The sequence below is a fragment of the Mycobacterium sp. genome, assembly GCF_049281135.1.
Lineage (GTDB): Bacteria > Actinomycetota > Actinomycetes > Mycobacteriales > Mycobacteriaceae > Mycobacterium.
This window is the reverse complement of the sequence record NZ_JBAPRN010000599.1, coordinates 1-4,833: the sequence shown is the minus strand read 5'-3', so window position 1 is coordinate 4,833 and position 4,833 is coordinate 1. Positions and strand designations below refer to the sequence as shown.

Sequence of the window (4,833 nt, the reverse complement as noted above, 5' to 3'; positions counted from 1 at the left end):
GAGTACGCGCGCGTCACGCAATCCATGGGCGCCGTGAATTTTCATAGTGCGACCGACGTCCTTGCCACCTACGTCGGTCGCGCGTCGGACTTGAAACCCTGGCTCGCCGGTGCGGATATCAATGACGACATGAGCATGCGACTGCAATATCTGGCCGGTATCGGCCTGAATTTCGACGATCCCGGCTCGATCTACGCGGATATCCTGCGATATCGCCACTTCCCGCGTGAGCTGTTCACCGGCTCCGAGCAGCGCGTCCGTGCTTTGGAAGAACAGCTGAAGACTGACAGCTAGAAAAACACCGTGCAGCGATCAGTCGGCCGCGCCCCCGCTACGACAACCCAGGTGCCGTAGCGGGACCGCGCTACTACTTGGCCGTCGCCGCTTCTTCCTTGCCGACGTCCTCGAGGTTGACGCCCGCGGTCTCGATTCGGAACAAGTAGGTCACGACCGCTCCTAGCAGGAAGCACACCACCAGGCCCCAGAGCAGTGCGGTGGTGCCGATGCTCTTGAGCAGGATGGGGAACAGGAACGCCGTCAACACCGCGCCGACCTTGGCGAAGGAGGCGGCGAAGCCGGCGCCCTTGCCCCGGACCTCGGTCGGGAAGACCTCGCCGGCAAGCAGATACGTCATCGCGTTCGGCCCGAAGTTGACCATGAAGTAGAAAATCGTGAAGCCGAGGAAGAGCAGCCACATCACATTGCTACCGTCCGGCCGGATGGACAGCCCGGAGAGCAGCAGGCCGACGGCGCAGCCGATAAAGCCCCAGATCTGCAGCTTGATTCGACCGACTCGGTCCACCAGGAGGATGGCGACGATGACGCCCAAGACGAACAACACGTCCATCATGGCCGAGCCCTTGGCGCCCAGGATGTCGTTGTGGATGGTGTCCGACAGCCCGTGCGACTTCGACTCCTTGCCGATGACGGCGCCCAGAATCGTCGGCGTGAAGATGCCGATGCCGTAGACGCCCAGGTCCTGCAGGAACCACGGAACCGAGGCCAGAATGGTCGCGCGCCGGTTTTTCTTCTTGAACAGCGACAGGTAGGACCCGTGACCTTCGGCGGCCTTGGCCTTGGCCTCGTCGGCCAAGTGTCCGAGCGACACACTCTTGGGGTACTGCGGGGTGCGCTTGAGCAGCTGGGTAGTGGCCTTCTCGCCTTCCGCGGTACGGCCCTTCGCCACCAGCCAGTGCGGGCTCTCCGTGACGTACAAGCGCCCGATGACGACCAGGATCGCCGGCACGATTGCCGCCGCGTACATCATCCGCCACGCGCCCAAGTTCGGGTTCGCGTACAGAATGCCGAAGCCCAGCGCCGTGCCGAAGAACGCTCCGATGGCCTGGAATGCGAAGGCGCTCAACACCAGCCGGCCTCGCATCGAGGTCGCAATGCTCTCCGAGATCACCATGTGCGCGGTCGGATAGTCACAGCCCAGTGCGATACCGGCCCCGAACAGACAGATGACCAGGGTGATGAAGTTGGGGGCGACCGTCAGACCCACTAAGAACACGGCGAAGATGATCATCTCCACGATGAACATCTTCTTGCGCCCGTAGCTGTCCGCCAAGCCACCAAGGGCCGTTGCGCCGACCAGGATGCCCGCCAATGACGACGCGGTCACCATGCCTTTCTCGGCTGCGTTCAGGTGGAATTGGATCGAGATCAACGGCAGGGCAACGCCGGTCATGAACACGACCATGCCCTCGAAGAACTTGCCCGCGCAGGCCAGCGCCCAGATCCGGAACTGCATCGCGGTCATCGGCATTGACTTCAGCGCCGTGCCGTCGGGCCACTGGGGCAACTCGTCGATGTACTCCTGCACCGTCTTTCCGTTGACCTTCGGTGCCTGTGATTTGTCGAGCGTGTCGGTCATGTCACCTCTCTCAGAGTCGTCGCCATCGACTTCGCCTACCCGACGCCGCAGAGGCGGCGACGCAGCGCGGTTTCGCTGGCATGCGTGACCCACGCTGACCAGCGTCAACCCCGCAGACGCTAAGTCAGACAACTGAACGGCCGCTAACACCGGGATGAATTTGGCAAACTGTGCTGAACTTCCAAGGAAGTCGGCGGCGCAAGGCGTCGGCTTGGGTACCGTTTGCCCAATTCAGGGCCATATTCCAACCACTGAGCCGTCCGAAATACGCAAACCCTGGGGGTGCAGATGGCGTTGCGGGCGGCAAACTCCTCGGGCTCGGCAATGGCTTCATCTGTTGTTTGCTTCCGGATTGATTCGATGTCGATATTGGTGACGTTTAATGCTCGCGGACGTGCTCGAAGCGACGCGCGGCGCTGAGGCGCGCACGACGTGGCATTTCCGGCCCGGCGAACGGGCGGCCGATGTGCGGCTGACGGGTTGTTTTTCGAGGAGGCAAACATGAAGCAGCACAAGGGATTTATGGCCACCGCCAGCCTGCTGGTCGCGGGCAGTCTGGCGCTCTCTGCGTGTACGGGTTTTGACACCCCGCCGAAGTACGCCAAGGACGTCAAGGTCGACTGTGGGGGCAAGCAAGACCTGACCGGCAGCGGTTCGACCGCTCAGGCGAACGCGATGAGCCACTTCATCACGAGCTACGAGGAATCCTGCTCGGGCAAGCAGCTGAACTACGCCGCCACCGGCTCGGGCGCCGGCGTCTCGGACTTTCTCGGCGCCAAGACGGACTTCGGCGGCTCCGACTCGCCGCTGAGCGGTGACGAGTACGCGGGCGCCAAACAGCGCTGCGGCGGGAACGACGCCTGGAACCTGCCAGCCGTCTTCGGTCCGATCGCGATCACGTTCAACGTCAAGACGACCGACGTGCTCAACTTCGACGCACCCACGCTCGCCAAGGTCTTCAGCGGTGCCATCACGCGTTGGGACGACCCGGCCATCACCGCGCTGAACGGAAACATGCCCGCCGAGGACATCCGCGTGATCTACCGCAGCGACGCATCCGGAACCAGCGACAACTTCCAGCAGTACCTGCAGGCCGCATCTGGCGGCGCCTGGACCAAGGGCGCGGGCAAGACCTTCAACGGAGGAGTTGGAACCTCCGCCCAAGGCAACGAGGGCACGTCGGAAGCCGTCAAGAACACCGAGGGCGCGATCAGCTACAACGAGTGGTCGTATGCGATGAAGCAGCACCTCGATGTGGCCGGAATCAAGACCGGCGGCGGGGTCGTCGGCATCGGCAACGACTGGGTCGGCAAGACCATCTCGGACGTCACGATCAAAGGTCAGGGCAACGACCTCGTTCTCGACCTCTCGAAGGTCTACGCCACCACTGCGCCGGGCGCATACCCGATCCTGCTGGCCAGCTACGAACTCGTCTGCTCCAAATACCCTGACGCTCAAGTGGGTACGGCGGTGAAAGCGTTCATGCAGTCGACCGTCACCACCGGGCAGCAAGGCCTCACCCCGCTCGGCTACATCCCGTTGCCGGCCGATTTCCAGACCAGGGTTGCCGCCGCCGTCAACAGCATCAGCTGAGACATCGCCACCGACGGCTTCGGCCGCGAAGAGAAACGTCTCGACCTCGGCTAGCATCATGTATGGCCTTGTATGGCACCAAACGATCGATACCGTGTGCCGTCCTGCTCTTTGTCATCGCGCTGTTTTCGGCAGCCCCTGCGTCAGCGGATCCGAACGACGGTGCGTTCGTTGATGCCCTCGCCAAGGGCGGGATCGTCCTTCCGGATGGCAACGCCGCAATTGCCATGGCCCATACCGTGTGCGCCGGACTCGATCAGCGCGCAAAAACCAGCCTTCTCGCCATGAAGCTGATGAAGGATACGGACCTTTCGATGAAGCAGTCCGGCTACTTCATCGGCGCTGCCATCTCCGCATACTGCCCGCAATATGTGGGGCAGACCGACAATTCGACGCGCTATCTCTACCCCGGCGTCCCGCTGATGTGATCAGCCGCCGCCGTCGAAGGTTGTCGTACCGAAGCCGCTGGGGCTTTCGGCGATGTAAACCGGTCCCAGGTAGAAGGGCGTGTACCCGGAATTCACTGCACTTCCCGACGTGACAAATGGCCCGTCCGTCTGGGTCGTCGTGTACGAGTAGAGCAGAGTCTCACCGTTGCTGGTGTAGACCGAAATGGCTGTTCCCGCTGGCACGGTCCCCGACGTCTGGCCGGTGTCGAGCACCGATGACGGGATGAAGCCGTACACGCCGCCGGAATCGACTGCGACGGAAACGTGTTCAAGAGGTCCGTCGCCGATCTTTACGTCCAGGGTGGTAGTCGGTGCTCCGGCAAGCGAGACGGTGCCGGGCAATGAGTTGGGACCGAACTCCAGCAATCCGTTGGATTCGTTGATGAGCGCACCTTGATCCAGGGTGCCCGGCAACGCCGTTATCACAGTGCTGGTGCCCGGGAACCCGTTGTCCGGCCCAATACCCAAAACGCCGACGGCGCCGGTGGAAGCAAAATAGTTTTCAAAGGCCGGCGTCGATCCGGTAGTGACGAGGTCCACGGCCGTCGGCGAAGTGACGATGCCGTCTCCGAAACTTACTGTGGTGTCGTACGTGTCGTAGGAGTACGTCAGCCCGCCGCTGTAACCGGCGGAACCCCCATAGACTTCGCTGCCAAGGTCTTGTGTTGGTACGTATTGGGGTTCGATAACAAGACCAGTGGATCCCGTGTCAACTATTACGGGCTCCAGCGGTCCGCCGTTTACCGAGATGTATGCGAGCGGTTGATGAAGATTGTTCATGGTCAACGGGACGGTTGCGTTCGCCAAACTGGGCGTGCCGTCGGTGCCGCCAGGGGTGCCACCGGTGCCGCCGTCACCGTTGACACCGGGCGTGCCGACGGGGCCGCCGCTGCCACCGGTGCCGCCGTTTCCGCC

5 protein-coding genes are annotated in these 4,833 nt (G+C 62.5%); 3 read left to right on the top strand and 2 right to left on the bottom strand.

Annotated features, from left to right (window positions below):
- A partial coding sequence (locus WAN02_RS23460; protein WP_422266880.1) for a hypothetical protein occupies window positions 1-294 on the top strand: 294 nt, incomplete at its 5' end.
- A 73-nt stretch (window positions 295-367) separates the two neighbouring features.
- On the opposite strand, the gene WAN02_RS23455 is transcribed toward WAN02_RS23460, so the two are convergent.
- A complete protein-coding gene (locus WAN02_RS23455) occupies window positions 368-1,876 on the bottom strand; it encodes an MFS transporter (protein ID WP_422266878.1) in 1,509 nt (502 codons plus the stop codon).
- A 501-nt stretch (window positions 1,877-2,377) separates the two neighbouring features.
- On the opposite strand from WAN02_RS23455, the gene pstS reads away from it, so the two are divergent.
- Together pstS and WAN02_RS23445 are read left to right on the top strand one after the other, a co-directional pair.
- Entirely contained in the window at window positions 2,378-3,469 is a 1,092-nt protein-coding gene (gene pstS / locus WAN02_RS23450; RefSeq protein ID WP_422266876.1) for a phosphate ABC transporter substrate-binding protein PstS, read from the top strand.
- A 62-nt stretch (window positions 3,470-3,531) separates the two neighbouring features.
- Window positions 3,532-3,897: a DUF732 domain-containing protein gene (locus tag WAN02_RS23445; RefSeq protein ID WP_422266874.1), complete on the top strand. Its 366-nt coding sequence runs from the start codon at window positions 3,532-3,534 to the stop codon at window positions 3,895-3,897.
- Here the strand turns inward: WAN02_RS23445 and WAN02_RS23440 are convergent.
- Window positions 3,898-4,833, bottom strand: a 936-nt coding sequence (locus WAN02_RS23440) for a PecA family PE domain-processing aspartic protease (RefSeq protein ID WP_422266872.1), incomplete at its 5' end; no start/stop codon positions are given.

Coding starts and splice junctions, on each gene's coding strand:
- pstS (WP_422266876.1), top strand. CDS start 2,378: ATGAAGCAGCACAAGGGATTTATGGCCACCGCCAGCCTGCTGGTCGCG.
- WAN02_RS23445 (WP_422266874.1), top strand. CDS start 3,532: ATGGCCTTGTATGGCACCAAACGATCGATACCGTGTGCCGTCCTGCTC.
- WAN02_RS23455 (WP_422266878.1), bottom strand. CDS start 1,876: ATGACCGACACGCTCGACAAATCACAGGCACCGAAGGTCAACGGAAAG.